Here is a 22,899-nt window from a genome sequence, read left to right on the forward strand (position 1 = left end):
CGCGAGTTGGCCGCCGGCACGAGCCGGCGGCCATTTTCGTTGGTGGACCGGCCCTGGGGCATCCTATGCTGGGCCATGAGCAGCGCGGCTCACCAGTTTCGGCCGCCGGCCGCCCTGGCTGGCATGATCGATGCCTTCTGGGTCCTGGCGGATCGGCCGGCGGCCCCTGACGGCGACCTTGCGCCCACGCGGGTTCTCCCCGACGGCTGCATGGATCTCATCTTCCGTTGGCGCGAGCGCAGCCACCGGCAGGACAGCGCCGACATGGCGCTGTTCATGACAGGCACGACGACCAGCGCCCAGCTGGTCATGGTCGAGCCCGGGACGTGCCTTGCCGGCGTGCGGCTCCGCCCCGGGATGGCGCGGACCCTCCTCGACGCCGACCCGAGGATGCTGGCTGGCCGCGACGTCATGGCAACGGAGTTGGATCCTGCCTTCGCCGACCTCGCCGAGCAGCTTGCCGAGGCTGCGAGGTCGGGTGCCCCGGCGGTGCTGTCGGTGCTGCAGCGGGAGGCAGGCCGCCGCTGCGCATCCCGGATGGGCCATGGGCCACCCCCCGCATCCGTGAAGCCCTGTCGCGCCTGGGCGATGTCGGCCCAGCCGTGCGGATCGACCGGCTCGCCCGCGAGCTCAGCATTTCGCCACGATCGCTGCACCGGGGTCTGCTCGACTGGACGGGGCTTCCACCCAAGCCGATGGCGCGCATCCTCCGTTTCCAGCATGCACTGGCGCTGATCCGCTGCCCGTCGCGCGTTTCCTTGGCCGAAATCGCCCAGGCGGCCGGCTATGCGGATCAGTCGCACATGACGGCCGAGTTCAGGGACATTGCCGGCCTGACCCCTTCCGGCACGCGGCCACCGCCGCCGCTTCGTCAGAGTCCGATTCCTACAAGACGGTGCCTTGCGCCGGGAGCATCATTCGGTCTGGCCTCCTGCAAGGAGAAGACGTGATGCTGTTCGGCTGGACCATTCTGCACGTCCCGGACGTGCGCGAGGCGGTGGCATTCTATGAAAGGGCTTTCGGCCTGACACGCCGCTTCGTCGACGACCAGGGCGAGTTCGCGGAGATGGAAACGGGAACGACGGTGCTGGCCTTCTCGGCGCATCGCCTGGTCGAGCGGATGGGCTTCGAGAACCCGGGCGAAGGTCGCCCACGCGGCATGGAGATCGCATTCGTGACCCGGCCGAGCAGGTGGAGGAGACCTATCGGCAAGCGGTCGCTTCCGGCGCCGAGCCGGTGCAGGCGCCCGGACGCAAGCCCTGGGGCAGATCGTGGGCTTCGTGCGTGACCCGAACGGGTTTCCGGTCGAAATTTGCAGCCCGGTCCCGGCTCCATCGTCCACCGGGAACTAGCATCGCCCGTCAACTGCTCCATCTCTAGGCAAGCAACCTGGATGGTGGACGACCGACTTGAGCGACCAAGCCATCGCTACCCCACCAATGACGCTGGAAGAGCGCGCGCAGCGGGCCATCCGGATCTCCGAGCGGGCGGCGCGTGTCCTCAAGGCCATGCTGGAGCGCGATCCGGGCGACCGGTTCTCGATCCCGGATCCCGAGGTCGTGGGCCAGGCGTTCGGCGAGCTTGGCAAGGCCCTGATGCAGGATCCTGACCGCCTGATGCAGGCCCAGATGCAGTTGTGGCTGGACCATGGCCGGCTCTGGAATGCCCAGTTCATGAAGCTGTTCGGCGGGCCTGCCGTCGAGGTGGCGGAGCCCGAACCCGGCGACCGCCGCTTCCGTGACGATGCATGGACCGAAGGGCCGGCCTATGACTGGCTCAAGCAGTCCTATCTCGTGAATGCCCGCTGGCTGAAGAGCCTGGCCGCGGACACCCCGGGCCTGGACCCGAAGACGCGGGCCAAGGTCGAGTTCTACACGCGGCAGATGGTCGACGCCTGCTCGCCGACCAACTTCGTGATGACCAATCCGGCCGCCTTGGCTCATGCGGCCGAGACGGGGGGCGAGAGCCTGCTCGACGGCCTGGAGCATCTGCTCGACGACATGGAGCGGGCGCGGGGTGAATTCACGCCGAGCATGACGCCGAGGTCGGCCTTCCGAATCGGCGAGGACATCGCGACGACACCCGGCGAGGTCGTCTTCCGCAACGACCTGATGGAGTTGATCCAGTACGCGCCGTCCACGCCGACCGTGGCCCAGGCACCGCTGCTGATCGTCCCGCCCTGGATCAACAAGTTCTACATCCTCGACTTGAAGCCGAAGAACAGCTTCATCCGATGGGCCGTCTCGCAGGGACAGACCGTGTTCCTGGTCTCCTGGGTCAACCCGGATGCCAGCTTGGCCGGCAAGACCTTCGAGGACTACCTGCGCGAGGGTCCGCTCGCCGCCATGGACGTGATCGAGCGGCAGACCGGCGAGCGCGTGATGAACGTGATCGGCTACTGCCTGGGCGGGACGCTGACGTCCTGCCTGCTCGCCCATCTGGCGGCCTCGGGCCAGGCGGAGCGGATCCGCTCGGCCACCCTGTTCGCCTGCCTGACCGATTTCGCCGACCCGGGCGAGGTCGGCGTGTTCATCGACGAGGACCAGATCGCCCGGCTCGAGAAGCACATGGAGCAGAAGGGCTATCTCGAAGCCGACTACATGGCGCGCGTGTTCGCGATGCTCAGGGCCAACGACCTGATCTGGGGCTTTGCGGTCAACAACTACCTGATGGGCCGCGAGCCCATGGCCTTCGACCTGCTCTACTGGAACTCGGACGGCACGCGCATGCCCAGGATGATGCATGCGTTCTACCTGCGCGAGATGTACCTGAGGAACCGGCTGATCGAGCCCGGCGCGCTGACCCTGCTCGGCTCGCCGATCGACCTTGGCAGGATCGAGCTGCCGATGTTCTTCCTCAGCACGCGGGAGGATCACATCGCTCCCTGGAAGAGCACCTATGCCGGCAGCCGACGCTTCGGCGGACCGGTCGAGTTCGTCCTGGCCGGGTCGGGGCATATCGCCGGCGTGATCAATCCGGCCGAGTCGAGCAAGTACGGCTACTGGACGGGAAAGGCCGACATGGATGATCCAGAGGCCTGGCTGGCTGCGGCCGAAAACCATCCGGGGTCCTGGTGGCCGCATTGGCGGGAATGGCTGCGTGCGTTCGAGGGCGAGCAGGTCGCGGCACGAAACCCTGCGGACGGACCGATGCCGCCCCTTTGCCCTGCCCCGGGCGAGTATGTCCTGGTGCAGGCGAGGGATTGACGGCGTGCCCCATCACCCACAATCCTTGGTTGATGCAGTCGCCGGAACTGCCAGCCGCTGATTTCAACGTGGCGCGGAGGACGCACTCCGCTAGTGTCGATCCGACACCGAACGTCGCACGAGTCTAGTCCAGCCGATGTCTACACCGCAGCGCTACCTGACCCGGACGATCCTGTTCCTGATCGTCGTTCTGATCGTGGTCGGCGTGCTGCATCAGGTCGTGATCGACGCGTTTCTCCACAACCTCGCGATCAACGGGCTGATCCTTCTCGTGGTGCTGACCGGCATCGGCTACACCTTCCGGCGCATCCTTCAGCTCCGGCCGGAAATCCGCTGGCTGGAAGGCTACCGGACCGGGGCGCCCGGCTTCTCCGTGCAGGACCCGCCTGCCCTCCTGACCCCGCTGGCGACGGTGCTGGCCCAGACCAGCAAGAAGAGCCGCACGACGCTGACGGCGGTGTCGATGCGCTACCTCCTGGACAGCATCGACAACCGCCTGGAGGAGAGCCGGGACATCTCCCGCTATTTGTCGGGCCTGCCAATCTTCCTGGGCTTGCTCGGCACGTTCTGGGGCCTGATCCAGACGATGGGCTCGATCGGCGAGGTCATCAACGGCCTGTCGATCGGTGGCGGCGACCTCGTGCGGATCTTCGATGACCTGAAGGCCGGCCTGACGGCTCCCCTGGCCGGCATGGGCACCGCCTTCTCGGCCTCCCTGTTCGGCCTGGCCGGCTCGCTGGTGCTGCGCTTCATCGACCTGCAGGCGACCCGCGCGCAGAACGTCTTCTACAACGAGCTGGAAGAATGGCTGTCCAGTCAGGCCCAGCTGCTAGGCGCGGACACCTTGGCTGCACCGGGCGGCTCCCGCCTGGCCGACCTGGCTTCCTCCGCACCGCTGCCGGCCTATGTCCAGGCCCTGCTGCAGCAGACGGCCGAGAACCTGGAGCAGATGCAGCGTGTCCTCACCCATGGCGAGGAGGACCGCGGCAAGCTGGCCATGGGCATCAACCGACTGGGCGAGCAGCTGGGCCTCCTGAACGATCACCTGGTGGGCCAGCAGCGCATGCTGGCCAAGCTCTTCGAGGCGCAGGAGAGCGTGGTGCAGACCTTCGCCCGCGTTTCCGACCCGACCCGCTCCGCGCTCGACGAGCAGACCCGCAGCCATGTCCGCAACCTCGACCTGCAGCTCGCCCGCCTGACCGACGAGCTCCGGCGCGGGCGGGAAGACACGACGCGCGAGCTGCGCAACGAGATCAAGATGGTCAGCCGGGTGATCGCCGCCGCGGCTGGCGAGCCCGGCATGGTCGGAGAGTAAGGCACCGTGGCGCGTTCACGCCGGGACCGGGCCGAGCAGGACGATATCTGGCCGGGCTTCGTGGACGCCTTGTCCACGCTGCTGATGGGCATCACCTTCCTGCTCGTCGTGTTCGTGCTCGGCCAGTTCTTCATGAGCCGGCTGCTGGCCGGCCGCACCGAGCAGATGGATCGCCTGCAGGTCCAGGTGGAGGACCTGGCCAGCCAGCTGCAGCTCTCGCGAGGCGAGGCGGACGAGCTGCGCCGCAACCTGCGCCGGCTGGATGCCGACCTTCAGAACCTGACGGTCGAGCGCGACGACCTCCAGTCCCAGCTGCAGACGAGCGAGGAGGAGCGCACGACGCTCTCGGACCGCCTGGCCAGCATCCTGGCGCAGACCGCCTCGCTCGGCCGCAACCTCGACGACACGCGGGGAACGCTGGAGCAGGAGGCCCGCACCCGCGAGGAGCTGGAACAGGCCCTTGCGGAGGCGCGGCGGCAGATCGCGGCCGATCGGGAAACGGTCGAGCTGCAGGTGGGCCAGCTGGCCGAGCTGCAGCAGCAGGTGGCGGCCCTGCAGGCGATACGCGACCAGCTTCAGGCCGAGAAGGGCGAGGTCAGCACGTCGCGCGACGAGGCCGTGGCGCAGGTGGCGCTACTCAACCGGCAGATCCAGGAGCTGGGCGCCCAACTGGCCCAGCTCGGGCAGGCGCTGGAGGTCAAGCAGGAGGAGATCGATCGCCAGGCAGGCTCGATCGAGGATCTCGGCCGCAAGCTGAACCTGGCGCTGGCCGACAAGGTGCAGGAGCTGTCCCAGTTCCGCTCCGACTTCTTCGGAAGGCTGCGCGGCATCCTGGGCGAACGCAGCGGCGTCCAGATCGTGGGCGACCGGTTCGTGTTCGAGTCGGGTGTCCTGTTCGAGGGAGGCAGCGCCACGCTCAGCCCGGAAGGCCAGGAGCAGCTGACCCAGTTCGCGATCACCCTGAACCAGATCGTGGAGGAGATCCCGGCCGACCTGCCCTGGATCCTCCGCGTCGATGGCCACACCGACAAACGGCCGATCAATACCCCGGAATTCCCGTCCAATTGGGAACTCTCGACGGCCCGCGCCATTACCGTCGCGCGCTTTCTTGTTGCCAACGGCCTCCCGTCCGACCGGGTCGCCGCGGCAGGCTTCGCCGAGTTCCGGCCGCTCGATCCGGCCGACAACGAGGAGGCCTACCGCCGCAATCGGCGCATCGAGCTCCAGCTCACGAATTTCTGAGGTTTTACGGGGCCTTGGCTTGCACGTTCCGCGCGATCGGGCAGAATTGCGTGCGCTCTGCGCCGCGTTCGATACCATGGGACAGGCGTGCTGATGGTTCGGGGGTAGCGGCCGGCATGGCGAATGGAATGGACGGAACGCTCAAGAAGGAGCGTGAGCCGGACTTCGTGGGGATGATCGAGCGCCATCGCGAGTCCAGGAGCTTCTGGGGCAAGCGCACGGCCGCGCTCGCCCTCATCGGCCTCGTGATCGCGGGCTATGGACTGACCGCTGCCGCAGGATGGCACTCCGCGACGTTCTGGCTCGGCCTATTCATCGCAGCCACCGCCGTCTTCCCGTTGTCGGAAGCGCTCGACCGCATGGACCGCGCAACGCGGCTGGAGAGCCTGCGGAGCACTTGGCGAAGCCTGGCCGGCCAGCCAGATACCACGAGTGCCGACATGGACCGACTGTCCGACCTCATTCGCAAGACCCACGGCTGACCGACCGGCGGCCTGCCTATACGAGACCATGATCCGATGACTCAGGAACGCCGTCTGGCCGAACTCGAACAGACATTCGGCGCGTGGGAACGCAACCGGCTGCTGCGCACGTCTGCACTGGTCGCGGTGCCGGTCCTCGTCGCCTTGGGCTGGTGGGGCTATGGCAGGGTCGAGGTCGATGCAGCCCGCGATTCGGTGGTGGCGCTGACGGAGTCGCTAAATGCGGAGCAGCAGGCCAGGTCGGGACTGGAAGCGCAGCTCGGCAAGGCCGGCGTACGCCTGGCGGAGTTGCAGCAGTCGCTGGACCAGGTCGGGATCGAGCGTGACGAGGCGCGTGCTGCGGTCGACGCGGCCAACTCGTCGGCAGGCGGCAAGCTCGCGGAGTTGGCCAGCAGGCTGGATACGGTCAATGAGCAGGTCCGCACCCTGACCGCGGAGCGGGACGACCTGCAGGCCAGGCTGAACACTGCCAGCACGGCTGATTCGGCCAGCGCGGAGCGGATCGCCGGCCTCGAGCAGCAGATCGCGGCGCTGACCGCCGAGCGGGACGCGGCCAGGGGCGAGCAGGCGCAGGTGGCCGCCACCCTGGAGCAGGTGACCCGTGAGCGAGACGAGGCCGTGGAGGCGCGCGGCCAGGCCAGCGGGGGGACGTCCGCCGAGGTCGCCGACCTGACGGCACGGCTGGCGCGGGCCGAGGAACAGCTTGCCACGGCCCAGGTGGAAGTGGGCGCCCTGCAGAAGATCCGGGCGCAGATGCAGGCAGCGCTCGATCAGGCCGACGATCGCGCCGCCGAGAGCGAAAGCCGTTTGTTGGCTGCCCCGGCCCCGGCACCGCAGGACGAGCAGGCCCTGACCGATGCCCGCAGCCGGATCGCTGCCTTGGAGCAGGCCAGGGATGCGCTGCAGGCGGATTTGAGCTCACGTGAGCAGCGGATCGCGGAACTGGAACAGGCTGCGGCGCAGGCGGAAGAGGCAAGAGCGGCCCTCGACCAGGCCCGTGCGGAAATGGAGACGCTGCGGCAGCGTGCCGCCGGCCTGGAAGGCGAGCTGGAAACCCGCAGCCAGCGGATCGCGGAGCTGGAGCAGGCATCCCAGGCGCTGGAACAGGCCCGTGCCGATGCGGCCCAACAGGAGAAGCGTGTCGCCGATCTCCAGCAGCAGCTTGATGCAAGGTCGGCGCGCATCGCCGAGCTGGAACAGGTTGCCGAGCAGGGCCAGGCCGACCAGCAGGCCCTGGCGCAGGCCAGGACGGAGATCGAGGCGCTGCAGAACGTCCGGGCCGACATGCAGCGCCAGCTGGATGCTGCCACCGACGAAGCGATCGCTCTGGAAGCGCGTGTCGGTGATGCCGAGAAGGCCAGGGCCGAGCTGCAGGCGCGTCTTGGCGAGGTCGAGCAACGTGCCGCCGAGCTGGAAACAGAACGGAACCAGGCACGGGAAGCAGCCGCCGCGCTGGAAACCGTCCGCGCCGAACTGGAAGGCCTGAAGCAGGAACGGGCCGAGATGCAGGCGCGTCTCGAGGCCGCGAACGCGCGGATCGCCGAGCTTGAGAAGGCCGTTTCCGATGCCGCAAAGATCGATGACGAACTCGAGCGCACGCGCGCCGAGATCACAGGGCTGGAGCAGGCGCGCAGCTCGCTCCAGGACGAGCTGGAGGACCGTACCGCCAGGGCGGCCGAACTGGAGGCGCAGGTCCGGGCTGCCGAGCAGCAGGATGCCGAACTGCGGGCGGCTGTCAGCGAGGCGACCAATGCCCAGGTGAGCGTGCGCTCCGAACGCGATGCCCTCCAGCAGGAGCGCGACCAGTTGGCGGCCCAGCTCGAGCAGATCTCGGCCCAGGTCGATGCCCTGCAACGGGATGCGCGGGGCACGGAAGCCTTGGCACTGGTGCAGGCCCAGTTGGCCGACAGCCTGTCGAAGGCCGTTCCGACCGCCGCCGAGCTCGAGCAGGGCATCAGGCAGCGCAACATGGAAGACAGCGCCACCCGCGGCATTGTCCTCTCCAGCATCGACGGGGTGGAGGATCAGAGCCTGCTGGAAGGCGGGCGGATCCGGCTGCCGTCCGGCGTGCTCTTCGATTCAGGCAGTGCCGAGCTGAACGACGGTGGCAAGCAGGCCCTCACACAGTTCGCCCAGCGGATGCGGCGGGTGATCGACGAGTTGCCGCCGCTTGCCTCCTGGATGCTCCGGGTCGACGGCCACACCGACGACCTGCCGATACGCGGCGGTCGCTGGCAGAACAATCTGGAGCTCTCGACAGCGCGCGCCGCGGCGGTGGCACAGTTCCTGATCGATGCCGGCCTGCCTGCGAACCGGGTGGTGCCGGCCGGCTTCGGTTCGTCCCGCCCGGCGGTCAAGGGCACGGATGTGGCGGCACGAGCCCAGAACCGCCGGATCGAGATCACTCTCTCGTCCAGCTGAGCAGGCTCAGGCAGCGCGCATCCCGGCGGCGCTGCCATCGGTGAACTGCAGCGCCGCCAGCCGTCCGTAAAGGCCGCCCTGGCCGAGCAGTTCCTCGTGCCGCCCGGTTTCGATCACCTTGCCATGATCGAGCACGACGATGCGGTCGGCGGCCATCACGGTCGCCAGCCGGTGCGCGATGACCAGGGTGGTACGCCCTTCCATCAGGCGCTCCAGGGCCATCTGCACGAGGCGTTCGTTCTCGGCATCCAGGGCCGAGGTCGCCTCGTCGAGCAGGAGGATCCTGGGATCGGCCAGCAGTGCCCGCGCGATCGCGATGCGCTGCCGCTGCCCCCCCGACAGCCGCACGCCCTTCTCGCCGAGGAAGGTGTCGAAGCCGTCCGGCAGGGCGTCGATGAAGCCTAGGGCCGCGGCGGCGTCGGCGGCCGCCCGGACCTCGTCGGCTGTCGCATCGGGCCGGCCGTAGCGGATGTTGGCCAGCGCCGTCCCGGAGAAGATCATCGGCTCCTGGGGCACCCAGGCCAGCCGCGCCCGATGCGCCACCGGGTCCAGCTCGTCGAGCGGCACGCCGTCGACCGTGATGCGCCCGCCGCTCGGATCGTAGAACCGCAGCAGCAGCTGCAGCACGCTGGTCTTGCCGGCACCGGACGGACCGACCAGGGCCACCCGCTCGCCGGGCGCCACGTCGAGGTCGAAATCGGTCAGGATGTCGCGGTCGGGAATGGCCGGGTAGGCGAAGCGGACCTTCTCGAAACGCACGGCCCCGCGCGTCGCGGTGATCGGCCGCGGATGGGCCGGTGCCATCACCAGCGGCTGCGTGTCCAGCAGTTCGAACAGCCGCTCGGTGGCCCCGGCTGCCCGCTGGAGATCGCCCATCAGGTCGGACAGGCCACCGACCGCACTGGCGACAAGCGCGGCATAGAACACAAAGGCGGACAGCTCGCCGCCGGTGATCCGGCCGCTCAGCACGTCCTGGCCGCCGATCCAGAGCACGACGCCGATGGCGCCGAACACCAGTCCGATCACGACAGCGCTCAGGATCGACCGCGCCTTGGCGTAGCGGACCGCCGTCTCGTAGGTCCGTTCGGCCTCGGCACCGAACCGCTCCGCCTCGCGCCCTTCCTGGCCGAAGCTCTGGACGGTGCGCACGCCGTTCAGCGTTTCCTCGACCCGCACGCCGACATCGGCGATCCGGTCCTGCAGGGCACGTGACAGTTGGCGGACCCGGCGCCCGATCATCACGATCGGCACCACCACGACCGGCACCACCAGCAGCACGAAGCCGGTCAGCCTGGGGCTGGTGACCAGCAGGACCGCCAGGCCGCCGACCAGCATCAGGAGGTTGCGCAGGGCCTGGGTGACCGAGGCGCCGATGACGGTCTGGATGACGGCGGTGTCGGTGGTGATCCGGGAGATGACCTCGCCCGTGCGGGTCTGCTCGAAGAAGCCGGGCGAGAGCCGGATCACATGGCCGAACACGTCCTTGCGCAGGTCGGCCACGACCCGCTCGCCCAGCCGGGTGACGAGGTAGGAACGGAAGAAGGTGGCGACGGCCAGCACCAGGATGACGATCCCGACCGCCTCCAGCGCATGGTCGAGGGCACCGCGATCACCGCCGACGAACCCACCGTCGACCAGGTGGCGCAGCCCTTCGCCGATGGAGAGCACCGCCAGGGCCGCGAGGACGAGGGCGATGCCCGTGCCGACGACGAGGCCTCGATGGGGACGGAGATAGGTGGCAAGCCTGCGCAGCTGCTTGAGGTTGCGCGAGCCCTCGCGTCGCCCTCCCGCCCGGTCGAGCGCACGCCCAGCACCTTCCATCGATCGACCTCGGCCCTTTTTGTGGATGGCGAACCGTGGGATGCATGCCGCTTGGAAGCAGGCACGCACGAAAGGGTGCCGTGACCCCTTGAGTCCCCGGATGCCGATGGATATATAGCGGCGGCCCGCACCTGAGGAAAGTGTCGTGAAGAAGGACATCCACCCCGACTACCATCCCATCACGGTCGTGATGACGGATGGGTCGACCTTCGAGACCTCCTCGACCTGGGGCAAGGCTGGCGACAGTATGCAGCTCGACGTCGATCCCAAGTCGCATCCGGCCTGGACTGGCGGCAACGTCCGCGTCATCGAGCGCGGCCAGGTCGAGAAGTTCAACAAGCGTTTCCAGGGCTTCCGCCGCAAGGCAGATGCCTGATTACTTGAAGAGATCGGTGTCATGAAGGTCATCAATTCGCTCAAGACCGCGAAGAGCCGCCACAAGGACTGCCGGATCATCCGGCGCAAGGGCCGCGTCTACGTGATCAACAAGACCAACCCGCGCTTCAAGGCCCGCCAGGGCTGAAGATTCCTGCCCGGCATGCCGGGCAGCGGGCACGCAGATGAAGCCGCGCGAGGTCGCCTCCGCGGCTTTGTTGCGTCCGGCCGTCGTCAGCCCAGCAGCTTCAGGCCCTCCGGTCCCGCGGTGACGTAGCCGCGGTCGGTGAGCTTGAGGTGCGGGATGACCGAGAGCGGCAGGAAGGCCAGGGGCTGCAGCGGTTCCGGCATCGGGCAGCCCATGCCGTGCACGGCCGTGCGGATCGCCCCGAACCGTTCGGCCACCTCCTCGAAGGGCCGGTCCGACATCAGGCCTGCCACCGGCAGCGCCAGCTCCGCCAGTACCTGCCTGTCCCGCACCGCGACGATGCCGCCCTGGATCGCCGCGATCCGGTTCACGGCCACTGCCATGTCCTCGGCGTTCGAGCCCACGACGGTGACGTTGTGGCTGTCATGCCCGATCGAGCAGGCCAGCGCGCCGTGCATCGGCCCGAAGCCGTGGACCAGGCCGCGGCCGATATTGCCGTTCCTGCCATGCCGTTCCAGCACGGCGATCAAGTGCAGCGACCGCTCGGGGTCGGCGACCACGAGGCCGTCCTCGACCGGCGGCTCCTCGCGGCGATGCTCGGTGATCACCGACAGCGGCACGACCCCGATGACGTCCATGTCCCCCTTCGGCGCCGGAATGGCGAAGCTCGTCGCATCGACGGGTGGCAGCAGCACCGAACGGTAGCCTACCGGCTCGGGATGCTCGCGGTCCTGGAACAGCGTCGCTTCGACCACCTGCCCGGCCGCCACCACCCCGCTCACCGACACCGTCTCCAGTTCGTCGACCAGGACGAGGTCCGCCCGCCGCCCGGGCGCGATCAGGCCCCGGTCGTACAGCCGGAACGCGGTCGCCGCGGTCAGGCTCGCCGAGCGATAGACAGGGATGACGGGCGCCCCCGCCGTGATCGCCGCGCGCATGGCATGGTCGATATGGCCCTCGGCGATGATGTCGACCGGCTTGCGATCGTCGGTGCAGAACGCGATCCGCGGCCAGGTCGCCTCGGTCAGCAGTGCGGCCAGCGCAGCGACGTTGCGGGTGACCGAGCCCTCCCGCATCAGCACGATCATGCCCTTCTCGAGCTTCTCCCGCGCCTCCTCCAGGATCGTGCACTCGTGGTCGGTCCGCGGCCCGCCGCACAGGTAGGCATCCAGCGCCTCGCCCATCAGCAGCGGCGCATGGCCGTCGATGGGCTTGTCGGCAAAGGCGGCCAGCTTGCGCAGCAGGTGCAGGTCGGCCTCGATGACGCCCGGAAAGTTCATCATCTCGGCCAGGCCCAGCGCGCTCGGATGAGCGGCCAGCGGCAGGAGGTCGTCCACCTCCAGCCTCGCCCCCGCCGTCTCCAACTCGCTGGCCGGCACGCAGGACGGCAGGTTGACCTTGAGGCTCATGACCAGCGTCGTGGCCGCTTCCAGGAACCAGGCGATACCCTCGGTACCGGTGACGTTGGCGATCTCGTGCGGGTCGCAGATCGCCGTCGTGGTCCCGCGCGGCAGCACCAGCCGCTCGAACTCGGCCGGCGTGACCAGCGAGCTCTCCACGTGGACATGCGTGTCGATGAAGCCCGGCGCCAGGAACCGGCCGCGAGCCTCGACCACCCGCAGGGCAGGCCGCGGCTCGCCCACCGAGACGATCGTGTCGCCGACGATGCCGACCGAGGCATTCCGCACGCTGCCCGAGGCGACGTCGACCAGCTGCGCCCCCTCGATCGAAAGATCGCACGGCTCCAGGCCGCGGGCAGCCAGGATCCGCCTCGTCAGAACGGTGACATCGACCGCCATTGTTCCTGCCCCTGCGTTGCGCCTGCCGCCAGACTACGAGCCCGCTCCACCGGCGACCATAGAGAGCGGCAGCCGGCGCAGGGCACGGTCAGGGATCCGGGTGAGCGCGGCCACGGCGGCCAGCGCACCAGGGCAGAGCCGCGCGGCGTGGCCCAGGACAGCCTGCGGCCATGCCTGCACCAGCAGCCGGGACAAGAGGGTCGCTCCACCCACCCTCGCCGCGACGTCGGCACGCATGCGGTGGTGGAATGCAGCCGATGTCCGCCCTCGCAGGTGGTAGTCCGCCGCCAGGCAGGCACTGTGCAGGGCGATCGACATCCCCTCCCCCGCGAAGGAGGGGATGACGGCCGCCTGGTCGCCAAGGCGCCAGCAGCCGTCGTCGGGCTGCTGGACCAGCCCATAGGGGATGCCGGCGATGGCGAGCGGGCGATCATGCATGGAACTCGCCCCAGCCAGACGTTCGCCCAGATGGGGGTTGGCCCTCCCCACATGGTCCAGCAGCGCTTCCCAGCCCTGGCCGAACTGCTGGAAGGCCTGCTTGCGCACGAGCAGGCAGATGTTTGCAGCTCCCTCCTCGATCGGCTCCAATCCGCCATAGCCGCCCGGGAACAGGAACAGCTCCACCCGGCGCCCGAGGCGGGCTGCCTGCCCGGCCGCCAGCCTGACATGCATCTTCAGGCCGATCAGGTCGTTCTGCCGCCCCGGGCCACGCTTCCAGCCGCGCAGGTCATGCTTGCCGGTCCCGATAAAGGCATCCCGTGCGCTCACGGGCGAGCCGTCGGCCAGCTGGGCGATCCAGTGTCCGCCCCGATCCAACTGCCGCACGGCCAGCCCACGTCGGACAACCGCGCCCGCCGCCCGCGCCCGCTCGATCAGCGCCTCGTCCATGCGCCGACGCGACAGGCTCCAGGCAGGGAACGGCAGGCGGCACCGTGCCATGCCCTTTGCCGCCGAGAATCCCACCTCGTCGATGGGCACCGCTCCCAGTCGCTCCGGTTGCACGCCGAGATCGCGGAGATAGTGCACCGCCTCATGGCTGAGGAATTCGCCGCAGACCTTGTCGTGCGGACCCGCCTCGCGCTCGACCAGCACGACATCCCGCCCGGCGCGCGCCAAGGCCTGCGCCAGGGCGGATCCGGCCGGCCCGCCGCCGATCACCAGCGCGTCGTGAAGGCGGGTCACGCCGGGCGCACCCGCGCGACGCACAGGCGGAACGGCATCCACCATCCGATCGCCGCTGCATCCTCCGGCAGGCCGGCAGCTGTCAGGTAGCGCCGCCAGTCCTCCGCCCGGAAACTGCGGGCGATCGAGATGGGCCCGTCGTTCTGGACGAACCGGTGCAGCCGCATGAGCCGCGATGCCCGGGCGAACAGCCGGTAGGGCAGCGGATGGCGGTGGAGGTCGTTGACGAACCAGCCGAGCGCCGCCTCGTCCTCCATCCAGCGCAGGAAGCGGACGAGCGGCACGTCGTCCAGGTGGTGCGTGAACAGGGAACTGATGACGAGGTCGACAGGACGGTCCGGCCGGAAGTCGAAGATGTTCCCCGTGCGCCACTCGATCGGCAGGTCGGCAGGCGTCGCCTCGCGGGCCGACGCTACAGCCCAAGGGTTCAGGTCCAGCCCGGTCAGCTCCAGCGGCAGGCCGCGTCGCCCTCCCCAGCGGGCGATGCGCCGCAGCATGTCGCCCTGGCCCGACGCGACATCGAGGATCCGCAAGGGCCGACCTGCCGGAAGCCGGCCGCCCTCGGCCAGGGCATTCAGGAAGGACAGGGTGGGCCGGTAGGCCAGGGTCAGCCGATTCACCCGGGCCAGGTCGCGCAGGCAGCCCCGGAACGTCGCGAAGTCGCAGTCTTCCGTGTCCATCAGCTCCGGCGTCGTCGCACGCCGGGAGAAATCGATGGCGGTCATCAGTGCCGGGCTTGGCTGAACAGCATCGTTTCCGCGACGAGCCCGGGACCGAACGCCATGGCGCAGCCGTTCTTGCCCGCAGGTTCTTCCTGCAGAAGTGCCTTCAGCACGAACAGGATTGAAGCAGAGGACATGTTGCCGTGGTCGCGCAGCACCTGTCGCGAGGCGGCCATCGCCGGGACCGGCAGCTCCAGGGCGGTCTCGACCGCGTCCAGCACGGACCGTCCGCCCGGATGCACGGCCCAAAGATCCACCTGGTCGACCGGCCGCCCTTGAAGGATGTCCTGCCCACGAGCCCGCAGGCCGTCGCCAATGCAGCCCGGCACCTTGCCGGCCAGCATCATGTCGAAGCCGGAATCGCGGATGGTCCAGGTGATGTGCGCCGCCGTGTCCGGCACCAGCACCGCATGGAAGCTGTCGAGCTCGAAGCCCGAGCGCTCCGCGCTGACCAAGGCGGCAGCACAGCCGTCGCCGAAGATCATGAAGGTCAGCACCTGCTCCAGGTCGGTCGTCTCCTGCAGGTGCAGCGTGCACAGCTCCAGGCTGACCAGCAGGACGCGCGCGGCCGGCTCCGAGCGGACGATATGGCGGGCCAGCTTCAGGCCGTTGATGGCCGCATAGCAGCCCATGAAGCCCACGACCGTGCGCTCGATCGAGGGGCTGAGCCCGAACCGCTCGATCAATTCGAAGTCGAGCCCAGGGGCAGAGAGCCCCGTGCAGGAGATGATGATCAGATGGGTCGGCGCTCTGGGGTCCAAATCGAGGCGGAGCCGCCCGACCGCCTCGGCGGCCAGATCGGGGGCTTCGGCCTCGAACCGGCGCATCCTGGACGCCGTCGAGGGGAAGCTCCCAAAGCGGTAGAAACCGCCGTCGTCGACCGACTCGTCGGCGTCGCCCTTCGCAGGTGCCAGGCAGGACCAGCGATGCTCGATCTGGCTGCGATCCGCCATGCGGCGGAAAAGGGCATGACCCCGCTGGTCCTGCAGCAGTCGATCCGCGAATTTTACAAATGTGTGATGAACATCATTGGGCGGAACAGCCGTCGCGATGCGATTGAGATAGACTGAGGGCAATGTTCGGCTCCAGCCCGCACTGGCGATGCTCTGTTTGTACAACGAGAGCATCCCAGGGCGGTTCCGGACCGTCGGATCATGCGCCAGCCAGCATTGTACATCTTTTTACAACACATTGGCCGGCATCGATCAGATCTGCGCACTCGTCATAGACGCGTTCATCGGCGCAACCGGACCATCGAGTTCAGGCATGACCTTGTCCATGGTGATGGGCAGGTCGCGCACCCGCTTGCCCGTCGCATGGTGGACCGCATTGGCGATCGCTGCTGCCGTCCCGACGATGCCGATCTCGCCCACCCCCTTCACGCCGATCGGGCTCGCCATGACGTCGTGCTCCTCCACAAAGATCACGTCGATCTCGTGGATGTCGGCGTTCACGGGGATGTGGTACTCGGCGATGTTGTGGTTCATGAACCGCCCGAAATGGTGGTCCATCTCGCTGTGCTCTTCCAGCGCCATCGCCTGGCCGAAGACGAGCCCGCCGATGATCTGGCTGCGTGCCGTGTTCAGGTTCAGGATGCGGCCCGCCGCCACGGCACCCACCAGTCTCGTGGCCCGGACCAGCCCGAGTTCCTCGTCCACCCGCACCTCGGCGAACACGGCGATGTGCGTGTAGCGGGCATGGGACTTCTGGACCTTGGGATCAGGTGTCGACTTCTCCTCCGCCACCAGTTGGCCGACACCGGCTGCGCGCAGCACCTCGCCGATCGACAAGCTGCGGCTTGGATCGTTCTGCACGGCCAGCCGCCCGTTGCGGAACTCGATCCGCTCCAGCGCCTCGTTGGCGAGCGGCGAGTTCTCCATGCCGCGCGCATGCTCGAACAGCTGCTGGCGCAATGTCTGGCAGGCAAGCACCACGGCCGATCCCACCGACGCCGCGGTCCATGAGCCGCCCTCCAGTGGCGACTTGGGCAGCGAGGAGTCGGCGATCTTCACCGTCACGTCCTCGATCGGCACGCCCACGCCGTCCGCTGCCAGCTGTGCCAGAATGGTGTAGGTGCCGGTGCCGATGTCGGACGTCGCCGTTGCGACCTCGACCTTGCCGTCGGCTTGCACGGTCGCCCGTGCGGTCGCTTCCTGCATCTGGGCCTCCCAGATGCCGGTCGCCATGCCGTAGCCGATCAGCTCGCGGCCTTCTCGCATTGAGCGGGGTGCCGGCTGGCGCTTCGACCAGCCGAACCGCTCCGCACCCTGGCGATAACAGGCCATCAGCTCCTTGGAGGAAAACGGCTTGTCCTCGTTCAGGTCCTTTTCTGCATAGTTGCGGATCCTGAACTCGAGCGGATCGACCCCGGCCTTTTCCGCCAGCTCGTCGATGGCCGATTCCAGCGCGAACATGCCGGTCGGCGCACCGGGAGCGCGCATGTCGCCGGGCGTGTAGGTGTGGAGCTTCGCGAGCTTGTACTCGAACGAGACGTTGTCGCAGTGATAGGCCAGCCCCGACCAGTTGACGACCACCTCCTGGTAGTCCTCGAAGGTCGAGGTGCCGGCCACCGCCGCATGGCGCAGCGCCACCAGCTTGCCGTTCTCGTCCGCACCCAACGACATGGTCTGCCGCGTCTCGGGCCGGTGCGTGAAGGTGAACATCTGGTCGCGTGAGAGCGTCACCCGCACCGACCGCTTCAGCTCGAGCGCCGCCATCACCGCCAGGAACAGCTGGTATTGCGGCCGCAGCCCCGAGCCGAACGCCCCGCCGACGAAAGGCGACACGACCTGCACGTCGTCCGCTGAGAGGCCGAACACCGAGGTGATGTATTGCTGCCCGTTCTGCACGCCCTGGATCTTGTCGTAGACCGTGAGCTTGCCGTCGTTCCAGACGACGGTGCTGGCATGCGGCTCCATCGGATTGTGGTGCTGCGCACCATGATAATAGTCCGCCTGGACCTGGTACTTGGCTGCCGCGAACGCCTTGGCGAAATCACCCCGGTCGTCCGGCGGCGGATCGATGCCCGAGCGCTTCTTGGGCGGCACGTAGGCCCGCTGCTCTTCCACCGCGAGGTCGGTCTGATGCGACTCCAGCCGATACTCGATCTCGATGAGCGACGCCGCATGGCGCGCGGTCTCGAAGCTGTCTGCCACCACCAGCGCGATCGGCTGACCGCTATAGTGGATCGTCTTGTCGTAGAGCGGCCGGAACGGCGAGCCGGGCGGGGCCACCTGGTCCTGGTACTTGGAATCGAACCAGGCCGTGCGGCGCCGGTTCTCGTGGGTGAATATCCGGACGACGCCGGGCACCGCCAGGGCCTTGCTCGTGTCGATCCGCTCGATGGTGCCGTGCGCGATGGCGGATGAGACGACGCGGCCATGGAGCAGGTCCGGCGCCTTGTACTCGCCCGCATATTTCGCGGCGCCGGTGACCTTGAGCGGCCCGTCGACCCGGCGCTGCGCCGTCCCGACATAGGTTTGCGTGGTCGCCATGACGGGTGTCCTCACTGGATGCGCTTGTCGGTCTGCGACTGCGGCGTGCCGGCCGCCGCCTGGCCCAGCGCACGCACGATCGCACGGCGCGCCAGCTCGATCTTGAAGTCGTTGAAGCCCTTGCCCTGGGCTCCTTGTAGGAACTGCAGGGCCGCCTGCCGGAAGCTCTCCTTCGTGGCGGGCTGGCCCGCCAGCCGTTGCTCCACCTCCCGGTCGCGCCAGGGCTTGTGCGCCACGCCGCCCATGGCCAGACGCGCCTCGACGATCCGGTCGCCTTCCAGCCGCAAGGCGGCCGCGACCGAGACGAGCGCGAAGGCGTAGGACAGCCGGTCGCGCAGCTTGAGATAGGTGTAGTTGCCGGCAAAGCCCTCGGTCGGCAGGTCGACCGAGAGGATCAGCTCGTCCGGCCGCATGTTGGTGTCGCGCTCGGGCTCGTTGCCCGGCAGCCGGTGGAAGTCCTCGAACGCGATCCGCCGCTCGCCTGCCGATCCTGCCACGCGCACCGTGGCATCGAGCGCCGCCAGCGCCACGGCCATGTCGGAGGGATGCGTCGCGATGCAGTGGTCGCTGGTGCCGAGGATGGCGTGCTGCCGGTTCAGCCCGTTCAGCGCCGCGCAGCCGGTGCCGGGCTGGCGTTTGTTGCAGGGGGTGGCCGTGTCGTAGAAGTAGAGGCAGCGCGTGCGCTGCAGGAGGTTGCCGCCGGTGGAGGCCATGTTGCGCAACTGGGCGGTGGCACCCGCCAGGATCGCGCTTGCCAGCAGAGGGTAGCGCTGCTCGACGCGGGCGTCGTAGGCGACATCGGTGTTCGGCACGAGCGCGCCGATGCGAAGGCCGCCGTCGACCTCCTCGATCGCCTTCAGCGGCAGATGGGTGATGTCGATCAGCCGGGTCGGCGCCTCGACATGGTACTTCATCAGGTCGAGCAGGTTGGTGCCGCCGGCGATGAAACAGGCCGAGGGATCCTGGGCACGCGCCCGCACGGCCGACTGCACGTCCTCGGCACGGACATAGGAGAAGCGGTTCATGGCCGGGCCTCCTGCTCGCCCTGGCTCAGCACATGCTCGATCGCCGCCACGATGTTCACGTACGCCCCGCAGCGGCAGAGATTGCCGCTCATCAGCTCGCGGATCTCGTGTCGCTCCTTGGCGCGGCCTTCCTTCAGCAGGCCCACCGCCGAGCAGATCTGGCCGGGCGTGCAGTAGCCGCACTGGAAGGCGTCGTGCTCGATGAAGGCGTCCTGCAGCGGGTGCAGCTTGCCGTTCTCCGCCAGGCCCTCGATGGTCGTGACCTTCGCCCCATCCTTCATCACCGCCAGCGTCAGGCAGGCGTTCACCCGCCGGTCGTCCACCAGCACGGTGCAGGCGCCGCATTGGCCGTGGTCGCAGCCCTTCTTGGTGCCGGTCAGGTCCAGTTGCTCGCGCAGGAGGTCGAGAAGGCTGGTCCAGGGCTCCACCTCCAGCTGGTGGGCGACACCATTGACGGTCAGCGTGATCGGGATCCGCTGCGCCTGGTCGGCCGCGGAAATGGGCTTGGCGACGGTATCGGTAGCTTGCATGGTAATCTCTGCCGTGCTTCCGGCGCGCCGGCCGAAAGTACTGAACCTGGGTTCGATGGTGTGAACCCAACCATTCCAGCTTGGAGCGGTTCCACACTGGCCCTCGGCATGGCCATCCGAGACCGATGGATTCTTCCGCCGTTCCGTGGTCTGCTGCCTGAAAATCGGGGAGCTGATCATTGCGCGGATATCATCTCATCGCCGCCGCCGCCGCCATGCTGGCGCAGGCCGCGCCAGCCGACGCCCAGGAATATCCCACCAAGCCGGTCACCATCGTCGTGCCGTTCGCGGCTGGCGGTCCGACCGACACGGTAACCCGCCTCGTGGCCCAGTCGATGACCGGAACGCTGGGCCAGCAGGTGATCGTCGAGAATGTCGGCGGTGCCGGCGGCACGCTGGGTGCCGCGCGTGTCGCGAAGGCGGAGCCGGACGGCTACACCCTGCTCCTGCACCATATCGGCCAGGCCACCTCGGCCATCCTCTATCGCCAGCTCAGCTACGACCCGGCGGCCGACTTCGCGCCGATCGGCATCGTGGTGGACGTGCCGATGACGATCGTGGCTCGCGGCGACTTTCCGGCCAACGACATGAAGGCCCTGATCGAGCAGGTGAAGGCTGAGGGTGATGTGATCACCTATGCCAATGCCGGGATCGGTTCGGCGTCGCATCTGTGCGGCATGCTGTTGATGCAGGCTTTCGACGTTCCGCTCACCACGGTGGCCTACAAGGGAACCGCCCCGGCGATGAACGACCTGCTGGGCAGTCAGGTCGACCTGATGTGCGACCAGACCACCAACACGACCGGTCAGATCAAGGGCGGCAAGATCAAGGTCTATGCGGTGACCAGCCCGGAGCGGGTGCCGTCCCTGCCCGATGTCCCCACCACCGCGGAAGTCGACCTCGCCGCCGTGCAGGTCGGCATCTGGCACGGCCTCTATGCGCCGAACGGCACCGATCCGGCCGTGGTGACGAGGCTGGAGCAGGCGCTGCAGGCTGCCGTGACCGATCCGGGCGTCGTCCAGAAGCTGGCGGACCTGGGTGCCGAGCCTGCCACCAAGGAAGAGGCGACGCCCGCAGCCCTCGACAAGCTGGTGAAGGACGAGATCGCACGCTGGCGGCCCGTGATCGAAGCGGCCGGCCAGTTCGCCGACTGACCGGCCCGCAATGGGCACGCGCAGTTCCCGCGACATCGCCGCGGGCCTCCTGTTCCTCGTGGTGGCGCTGGCCTTCCTGTGGTTCGCGCAGAACCATGCGTTTGGACGGCCGAACCGGATGGGCCCGGCCTTCTTCCCATCAGTCCTGGCGATCCTTCTGGGGATCATGGGGACGGCCATCCTCGTGCGCGGCCTGCGCGCAGAGGGTCAGGCGATCGGCCCTTGGCCCTGGCGCGCCATGCTCCTGGTACTGGGGGCCGGGGTCCTGTTCGGCCTGACGATCCGATCGTTCGGACTGATCGCGACCGTGCCGGCCGTGGTGCTGGTGTCGTCGTTCGCCAGCCGGCAGGCCAGGCCGACGACGTCCCTCATCCTGGCGCTGGTCCTCGGCCTGTTCTCGATCCTGGTGTTCGCCTACGGCCTGGGCCTGCCGATCCCGGTGTTCGGCCGCTGGCTGGGAGGATAGGCGCCCGTGGAACTGCTCGGCGATATCGGCCTCGGCCTGTCCGTGGTCCTGACCCCGCTCAATCTCGGCTGGTGCCTGATCGGAGTCCTCCTGGGCACGCTGATCGGCGTGCTGCCGGGGCTGGGACCGGCCGCCACGATCGCGATGCTCTTGCCGGTGACCTTCGGGCTGCCGGCGGTCTCGTCGCTGATCATGCTGGCCGGCATCTATTACGGCGCCCAGTATGGTGGCTCGACCACGGCGATCCTGATCAACCTGCCGGGCGAGACCTCCTCGGTCGTGACCGCCCTCGACGGCTACCAGATGGCGCGCAAGGGCCGGGCCGGTGCCGCGCTGGCGACCGCGGCCATCGGCTCATTCTTCGCCGGCACGATCGCCACGGCGCTGGTGGCCTTCTTGGCGCCGCCGCTTGCCGCCGTGGCCCTGCGCTTTGGTGCTGCCGAGTACTTCGCGCTGATGGTGCTGGGCTTGGTGGCCTCCGTTGCCCTCGCCCGCGGCTCCGTGCTCAAGGCCGTGGCCATGGTGGTGCTGGGCCTGCTGCTGGGCACGGTCGGCACCGACGTGAACTCCGGCGAGCAGCGCTTTACCTTCGGCATCCCGGAACTGGCCGAAGGCATCAACTTCGTGGCGCTGGCCATGGGCATGTTCGGGATCGCCGAGATCCTGACCAACCTCGACCACGAGGCGACGCGCACGCCGCTGACCAGGGTCATCGGCAGCCTGCTGCCGTCGCGCGCGGAGATGCGCCGGATCGTGGGCCCGATCCTGCGCGGCACCGGGCTCGGTTCCCTTCTGGGAATCCTGCCGGGTGGCGGCGCCGTGCTCGCGGCGTTCGCCGCCTATGCCCTCGAGAAGAAGATCTCGCGCACGCCATCGGAGTTCGGCAAGGGCGCCATCGAGGGCGTGGCAGCACCCGAGGCCGCCAACAATGCCGGGGCGCAGACCAGCTTCATCCCGATGCTGACGCTAGGCATCCCCTCGAACCCGGTCATGGCGCTCATGGTGGGTGCCTTGACCATCCAGGGCATCCAGCCGGGGCCCCAGGTCATGACCGAGCAGCCCGAGCTGTTCTGGGGCGTGATCGCTTCCATGTGGATCGGCAACCTGTTCCTGATCGTCCTGAACCTGCCCCTGATCGGGCTCTGGGTCCGCCTGCTCACCATCCCCTACCGGCTGCTCTACCCCGCCATCCTGGTGTTCTGCTGCGTGGGCGTGCTCAGCCTGAACAACCTGCCGTCCGACGTCTTCGTGATGATCCTGTTCGGCCTGGTCGGCTACGTGCTGGTCCGCCTGGACTGCGAGCCGGCCCCGCTGCTGCTGGGCTTCATCCTGGGGCCGATGATGGAGGAGTACCTGCGCCGGGCACTCATCCTCGCGCGCGGCGACATGACGACGTTCCTCACCCGGCCGATCAGCCTCGCCCTCCTCCTGCTCACGCTCGCCATCATCGTCGTGCTGACCCTGCCCGCGATCCGGGCGAAGCGCGAGGAAGCGTTCGAGGAGACGCCGGCCTGAGC

At 68.4% G+C, this 22,899-nt stretch carries 22 protein-coding genes; 14 read left to right on the forward strand and 8 right to left on the reverse strand.

The window, feature by feature from the left end:
- The first annotated feature begins 75 nt into the window (after nt 1-75).
- The 8 genes from VHL31_RS07495 to VHL31_RS07525 all read left to right on the forward strand — a co-directional run bounded on the left by VHL31_RS07495 (nt 76) and on the right by VHL31_RS07525 (nt 8,666).
- Nucleotides 76-735 carry a DUF6597 domain-containing transcriptional factor gene (locus VHL31_RS07495; protein WP_329660585.1) on the forward strand — a complete coding sequence of 220 codons (660 nt, stop codon included), beginning with the start codon at nt 76-78 and terminating at the stop codon, nt 733-735.
- The gene (locus tag VHL31_RS26890) at nt 663-950 is read left to right on the forward strand and encodes a helix-turn-helix domain-containing protein (protein WP_414653662.1); all 288 of its coding nucleotides are present in this window, start codon (nt 663-665) and stop codon (nt 948-950) included. Before VHL31_RS07495 ends, VHL31_RS26890 begins: the two co-directional genes overlap by 73 nt.
- Nucleotides 950-1,288, forward strand: coding sequence for a VOC family protein (locus VHL31_RS07500; protein WP_329660586.1), 339 nt, complete (start codon nt 950-952; stop codon nt 1,286-1,288). Before VHL31_RS26890 ends, VHL31_RS07500 begins: the two co-directional genes overlap by 1 nt.
- A gap of 121 nt (nt 1,289-1,409) precedes the next feature.
- Complete coding sequence (gene phaC, locus VHL31_RS07505; protein WP_329660587.1) at nt 1,410-3,206, forward strand: class I poly(R)-hydroxyalkanoic acid synthase; 1,797 nt, start codon at nt 1,410-1,412, stop codon at nt 3,204-3,206.
- 136 nt (nt 3,207-3,342) lie between these two features.
- Nucleotides 3,343-4,521: a MotA/TolQ/ExbB proton channel family protein gene (locus VHL31_RS07510; protein WP_329660588.1), complete on the forward strand. Its 1,179-nt coding sequence runs from the start codon at nt 3,343-3,345 to the stop codon at nt 4,519-4,521.
- Nucleotides 4,522-4,527: 6 nt separating this feature from the next.
- Entirely contained in the window at nt 4,528-5,763 is a 1,236-nt protein-coding gene (locus tag VHL31_RS07515; protein WP_329660589.1) for a peptidoglycan -binding protein, read from the forward strand.
- Between the two features lie 116 nt (nt 5,764-5,879).
- On the forward strand, nt 5,880-6,245 hold the full coding sequence (locus VHL31_RS07520; protein WP_329660590.1) for a hypothetical protein: 366 nt from the start codon (nt 5,880-5,882) through the stop codon (nt 6,243-6,245).
- Between the two features lie 36 nt (nt 6,246-6,281).
- Nucleotides 6,282-8,666 carry an OmpA family protein gene (locus VHL31_RS07525; RefSeq protein ID WP_329660591.1) on the forward strand — a complete coding sequence of 795 codons (2,385 nt, stop codon included), beginning with the start codon at nt 6,282-6,284 and terminating at the stop codon, nt 8,664-8,666.
- Nucleotides 8,667-8,672: 6 nt separating this feature from the next.
- Here the strand turns inward: VHL31_RS07525 and VHL31_RS07530 are convergent, their stop codons facing one another.
- A complete protein-coding gene (locus VHL31_RS07530) occupies nt 8,673-10,487 on the reverse strand; it encodes an ABC transporter transmembrane domain-containing protein (RefSeq protein ID WP_329660592.1) in 1,815 nt (604 codons plus the stop codon).
- A gap of 145 nt (nt 10,488-10,632) precedes the next feature.
- On the opposite strand from VHL31_RS07530, the gene rpmE reads away from it, so the two are divergent.
- Together rpmE and ykgO are read left to right on the forward strand one after the other, a co-directional pair.
- Complete coding sequence (gene rpmE / locus VHL31_RS07535; RefSeq protein WP_329660593.1) at nt 10,633-10,863, forward strand: 50S ribosomal protein L31; 231 nt, start codon at nt 10,633-10,635, stop codon at nt 10,861-10,863.
- A 21-nt stretch (nt 10,864-10,884) separates the two neighbouring features.
- Nucleotides 10,885-11,010, forward strand: a complete 126-nt coding sequence (ykgO, locus tag VHL31_RS07540; protein ID WP_027133106.1) for a type B 50S ribosomal protein L36 — start codon at nt 10,885-10,887, stop codon at nt 11,008-11,010.
- Nucleotides 11,011-11,096: 86 nt separating this feature from the next.
- Here ykgO and ade read toward each other — a convergent pair whose 3' ends face one another.
- From ade to VHL31_RS07560, 4 genes are read right to left on the reverse strand one after another with little or no spacing between them, the layout of a single operon-like run.
- Nucleotides 11,097-12,809, reverse strand: coding sequence for an adenine deaminase (gene ade, locus VHL31_RS07545; protein WP_329660594.1), 1,713 nt, complete (start codon nt 12,807-12,809; stop codon nt 11,097-11,099).
- A 33-nt stretch (nt 12,810-12,842) separates the two neighbouring features.
- Nucleotides 12,843-13,991, reverse strand: a complete 1,149-nt coding sequence (locus VHL31_RS07550) for an NAD(P)/FAD-dependent oxidoreductase (RefSeq protein ID WP_329660595.1) — start codon at nt 13,989-13,991, stop codon at nt 12,843-12,845.
- On the reverse strand, nt 13,988-14,716 hold the full coding sequence (locus VHL31_RS07555) for a methyltransferase domain-containing protein (protein ID WP_329660596.1): 729 nt from the start codon (nt 14,714-14,716) through the stop codon (nt 13,988-13,990). The genes VHL31_RS07550 and VHL31_RS07555 overlap by 4 nt, the downstream gene beginning before the upstream one ends.
- Entirely contained in the window at nt 14,716-15,666 is a 951-nt protein-coding gene (locus VHL31_RS07560; protein ID WP_329660597.1) for a type III polyketide synthase, read from the reverse strand. Before VHL31_RS07560 ends, VHL31_RS07555 begins: the two co-directional genes overlap by 1 nt.
- Between VHL31_RS07560 and VHL31_RS07565 the strand changes: the two genes are divergently transcribed.
- Nucleotides 15,640-15,783: a hypothetical protein gene (locus tag VHL31_RS07565; protein ID WP_329660598.1), complete on the forward strand. Its 144-nt coding sequence runs from the start codon at nt 15,640-15,642 to the stop codon at nt 15,781-15,783. The genes VHL31_RS07560 and VHL31_RS07565 overlap by 27 nt on opposite strands.
- 135 nt (nt 15,784-15,918) lie before the next feature.
- On the opposite strand, the gene VHL31_RS07570 is transcribed toward VHL31_RS07565, so the two are convergent.
- The 3 genes from VHL31_RS07570 to VHL31_RS07580 are packed head-to-tail and all read right to left on the reverse strand — an operon-like array spanning nt 15,919 to nt 19,762.
- Nucleotides 15,919-18,207 carry a xanthine dehydrogenase family protein molybdopterin-binding subunit gene (locus VHL31_RS07570; RefSeq protein ID WP_329660599.1) on the reverse strand — a complete coding sequence of 763 codons (2,289 nt, stop codon included), beginning with the start codon at nt 18,205-18,207 and terminating at the stop codon, nt 15,919-15,921.
- 11 nt (nt 18,208-18,218) lie between these two features.
- Nucleotides 18,219-19,232 carry a xanthine dehydrogenase family protein subunit M gene (locus VHL31_RS07575; RefSeq protein WP_329660600.1) on the reverse strand — a complete coding sequence of 338 codons (1,014 nt, stop codon included), beginning with the start codon at nt 19,230-19,232 and terminating at the stop codon, nt 18,219-18,221.
- Nucleotides 19,229-19,762, reverse strand: coding sequence for a (2Fe-2S)-binding protein (locus VHL31_RS07580; protein WP_329660601.1), 534 nt, complete (start codon nt 19,760-19,762; stop codon nt 19,229-19,231). The genes VHL31_RS07575 and VHL31_RS07580 overlap by 4 nt, the downstream gene beginning before the upstream one ends.
- Before the next feature lie 215 nt (nt 19,763-19,977).
- On the opposite strand from VHL31_RS07580, the gene VHL31_RS07585 reads away from it, so the two are divergent.
- From VHL31_RS07585 to VHL31_RS07595, 3 genes are read left to right on the forward strand one after another with little or no spacing between them, the layout of a single operon-like run.
- Nucleotides 19,978-20,916, forward strand: a complete 939-nt coding sequence (locus VHL31_RS07585) for a tripartite tricarboxylate transporter substrate-binding protein (protein ID WP_414653664.1) — start codon at nt 19,978-19,980, stop codon at nt 20,914-20,916.
- Between the two features lie 10 nt (nt 20,917-20,926).
- On the forward strand, nt 20,927-21,382 hold the full coding sequence (locus tag VHL31_RS07590) for a tripartite tricarboxylate transporter TctB family protein (RefSeq protein WP_329660603.1): 456 nt from the start codon (nt 20,927-20,929) through the stop codon (nt 21,380-21,382).
- A gap of 6 nt (nt 21,383-21,388) precedes the next feature.
- Nucleotides 21,389-22,897: a tripartite tricarboxylate transporter permease gene (locus VHL31_RS07595; protein ID WP_329660604.1), complete on the forward strand. Its 1,509-nt coding sequence runs from the start codon at nt 21,389-21,391 to the stop codon at nt 22,895-22,897.
- Nucleotides 22,898-22,899 lie beyond the last annotated feature (2 nt).

It is taken from the genome of Geminicoccus sp., from assembly GCF_036263595.1.
Lineage (GTDB): Bacteria > Pseudomonadota > Alphaproteobacteria > Geminicoccales > Geminicoccaceae > Geminicoccus.

What these genes read in the sequence shown, in the direction of transcription:
- VHL31_RS07495 (WP_329660585.1), top strand. Translation starts at nt 76, where the DNA reads ATGAGCAGCGCGGCTCACCAGTTTCGGCCGCCGGCCGCCCTGGCTGGC.
- VHL31_RS07500 (WP_329660586.1), top strand. Translation starts at nt 950, where the DNA reads ATGCTGTTCGGCTGGACCATTCTGCACGTCCCGGACGTGCGCGAGGCG.
- VHL31_RS07510 (WP_329660588.1), top strand. Translation starts at nt 3,343, where the DNA reads ATGTCTACACCGCAGCGCTACCTGACCCGGACGATCCTGTTCCTGATC.
- VHL31_RS07520 (WP_329660590.1), top strand. Translation starts at nt 5,880, where the DNA reads ATGGCGAATGGAATGGACGGAACGCTCAAGAAGGAGCGTGAGCCGGAC.
- VHL31_RS07525 (WP_329660591.1), top strand. Translation starts at nt 6,282, where the DNA reads ATGACTCAGGAACGCCGTCTGGCCGAACTCGAACAGACATTCGGCGCG.
- VHL31_RS07530 (WP_329660592.1), bottom strand. Translation starts at nt 10,487, where the DNA reads ATGGAAGGTGCTGGGCGTGCGCTCGACCGGGCGGGAGGGCGACGCGAG.
- ykgO (WP_027133106.1), top strand. Translation starts at nt 10,885, where the DNA reads ATGAAGGTCATCAATTCGCTCAAGACCGCGAAGAGCCGCCACAAGGAC.
- ade (WP_329660594.1), bottom strand. Translation starts at nt 12,809, where the DNA reads ATGGCGGTCGATGTCACCGTTCTGACGAGGCGGATCCTGGCTGCCCGC.
- VHL31_RS07555 (WP_329660596.1), bottom strand. Translation starts at nt 14,716, where the DNA reads ATGACCGCCATCGATTTCTCCCGGCGTGCGACGACGCCGGAGCTGATG.
- VHL31_RS07565 (WP_329660598.1), top strand. Translation starts at nt 15,640, where the DNA reads ATGCTCGATCTGGCTGCGATCCGCCATGCGGCGGAAAAGGGCATGACC.
- VHL31_RS07560 (WP_329660597.1), bottom strand. Translation starts at nt 15,666, where the DNA reads ATGGCGGATCGCAGCCAGATCGAGCATCGCTGGTCCTGCCTGGCACCT.
- VHL31_RS07570 (WP_329660599.1), bottom strand. Translation starts at nt 18,207, where the DNA reads ATGGCGACCACGCAAACCTATGTCGGGACGGCGCAGCGCCGGGTCGAC.
- VHL31_RS07575 (WP_329660600.1), bottom strand. Translation starts at nt 19,232, where the DNA reads ATGAACCGCTTCTCCTATGTCCGTGCCGAGGACGTGCAGTCGGCCGTG.
- VHL31_RS07580 (WP_329660601.1), bottom strand. Translation starts at nt 19,762, where the DNA reads ATGCAAGCTACCGATACCGTCGCCAAGCCCATTTCCGCGGCCGACCAG.
- VHL31_RS07585 (WP_414653664.1), top strand. Translation starts at nt 19,978, where the DNA reads ATGCTGGCGCAGGCCGCGCCAGCCGACGCCCAGGAATATCCCACCAAG.
- VHL31_RS07590 (WP_329660603.1), top strand. Translation starts at nt 20,927, where the DNA reads ATGGGCACGCGCAGTTCCCGCGACATCGCCGCGGGCCTCCTGTTCCTC.